We start from the raw sequence: 2521 nt of genomic DNA, 5'->3' as shown, positions 1-2521 counted from the left end.
GAGATCCAAGCGTTCCCACGGAGATTCATGCAGGAAGCGGAACGCTACATCGAATGTCGCACCGCCCCACATTTCCAGTGAGAAGCAATCTGCCAGAATATCCGCTGTGCCGTCCGCGCCCTTTACCATGTCGCGGGTGCGCATTCGTGTGGACAGCAGTGACTGGTGCGCATCACGCATCGTCGTATCCGTAATCAGCAGCTTTTTCTGATCCAATACCCAATTGCTGAGTGCCTTCGGGCCTTGCTCGTCCAGCAGCTGCTTGAGTCCCGGCTTCGGATTACCGCTCCCCTCTGGGAATCGCGGCTTTTCATACAGTTTCGGGTCTTTATCCGGTCGATTGACTTCGATGCAGCCAATGTATTTCAAGACGCGGGTTGCGCGGTCACGAGAGCCGACAATATCGAACAGCTCTGGCGTATCATCAATAAATTTTGTGTGACATTTGCCAGCCAAGAACGTCGGATGGCTCAAAATATTGGTGACAAACGGAATGTTGGTCTTGACGCCGCGAACGCGCACCTCATTGATGGCACGCAGCGCCTTGCGGCACACACCTCGGAAGGTGTTGTCGTGGCAGGTTACCTTGACGAGCAGCGAATCATAATACGGGGAAATCACCGTACCTGTTGTCGCATTGCCGCCGTCCAGACGGACGCCGAAGCCGCCGCCTGTGCGATATGCCGTGATTTTTCCGTTGTCTGGTGCGAAATTGTTCGCCGGGTCTTCGGTTGTCACGCGGCACTGTACGGCATATCCATTGATCTTTACATCGTCCTGCGAACGCAGTCCGATCTCCGGATGCGACAGCGGATAGCCTTCCGCAATCAAAATCTGCGCACGTACCAAATCAATGCCGCTGACCATCTCAGTCACGGTGTGTTCTACCTGAATACGCGGATTCATCTCAATAAAATAGTAGTCGCCGTTTTTATCGACCAAGAATTCCAGCGTACCGGCATTGACATAACCGACAGATTTGGCAATCTTGACTGCATCTTCACGAATATGTTCCCGCACGGTCTCATCTACAGCAAATGCCGGGGCAAATTCTACAACCTTTTGATAGCGGCGCTGCAAGGAGCAGTCGCGCTCACCGATATGATAGCAATTGCCATAGTTGTCCGCTAAAATCTGTACTTCAATATGTTTCGGCTCGACAAGAAACTTTTCAATAAAGATGTCATCGTTGCCGAACGCCTTGAGGGCTTCATTTTTTACCAGTTCGAAGGCAGGCTTGACTTCTTCCGGTGTGTTGCAGCGCCGCATACCGCGTCCGCCGCCGCCAGCTGCTGCTTTTAAGATGACCGGAAAGCCAAAAGACACGGCTTTTTCCAGTGCTTCCTCTGCATCCTTTAATGGTTCTGTACATCCCGGAATAATCGGAACGCCTGCCTTGATGGCAATTTCTTTTGCGCTGAGCTTATCTCCCATCATGGCGAGGATCTTGCTCGGCGGGCCGATAAACTGAATGCCCGCTTCTTCGCACGCCTGTGCGAACGCAGCGTTCTCTGACAGGAATCCATAGCCCGGATGAACGGCCTCTACGCCTCTCTTTTTCGCCAGACTGATGATACCAGGAATGTCCAAATAGGCACCGACAGGGCTTTGGTTGATGCCGATTTCATAGGCTTCATCTGCATGGGTGCGGAACTGACTGTTCATATCCTCATGAGAATAGATCGCCACCGTACGCAGGCCAAGATCATAACAGGCGCGGAAAATGCGGATGGCGATTTCGCCGCGGTTTGCCGCAAGCACCTTCTTAAACGGTTTCTGTGTCACAAGATCACCTCATCTTCATGATTTGTAATTGCTTTCCAGTATACGTTCTTTGCGAAACCAATGATCTTCTGTGTTTCTGTTGAATTTTGCAGGAACTCAGGCAAATTTCTTTGTCTGCAATGCACAAAAAACGGCCGAAAAACAGTATATTTCACCTAGGAAACGGCAAATCACCGCATGAGAAAAAGCGTATAATAAAACTCAAGAAAAGGACAACGGCAGCAACGCCGCACAGAAAGAGGGATCTATCGTGGAAAAGCTTCACACCAGAACGGTTCAATTTAGTTCCAGTAAGTTTGGCAACATCGTACCGATTCAAGCCATTCCCGGTCACTTTGTCACAAGTCATTCGCATGTCAATTACTTTATTGATTTGACCATGCTGAAGTCCAGCCAAGAGGATGCGAAAAAATGTGCACACGCGCTGGCAAATCAGTGCAAAGAGACAGATCCGATTGATACAATTATTTGTCTGGACGGAACCGGCATCATCGGTGCGTTTCTATCCGTAGAACTACAAAAAATGATGCCCGCATCAGAGCATAAAAAGATCTATGTGATCTGCCCGGAATGCGCAAACAACGGTCAGATGTTTTTCCGCGAGAATGTAGAGCCGATGGTCTATGGCAAGAACGTCCTTCTTCTTATGGCAACCGTAACGACCGGCATCAGCATTCGCCGCGGCATGGAATGCATTGATTACTACGGCGGCAACCTCAAAAGTGTATGTACCATT

Annotated in this window: 2 protein-coding genes; one reads left to right on the top strand and one right to left on the bottom strand. The window is 50.1% G+C overall.

Annotation, left to right across the window (positions count from 1 at the left end; translation table 11 throughout):
- Positions 1 to 1785 (bottom strand): biotin carboxylase N-terminal domain-containing protein (locus tag ACR0P9_RS10790; protein ID WP_432620022.1); only part of this gene is annotated, 1785 nt, incomplete at its 3' end.
- A gap of 250 nt (positions 1786 to 2035) precedes the next feature.
- On the opposite strand from ACR0P9_RS10790, the gene ACR0P9_RS10785 reads away from it, so the two are divergent.
- A partial coding sequence (locus tag ACR0P9_RS10785; RefSeq protein WP_432620020.1) for an orotate phosphoribosyltransferase occupies positions 2036 to 2521 on the top strand: 486 nt, incomplete at its 3' end.

Origin of the sequence: Butyricicoccus sp. (assembly GCF_050872565.1) — a bacterium.
Lineage (GTDB): Bacteria > Bacillota > Clostridia > Oscillospirales > Butyricicoccaceae > Butyricicoccus_A.
Note: the sequence above shows the minus strand (reverse complement) of the source record. Positions and strands in the feature narration are given on the sequence as shown.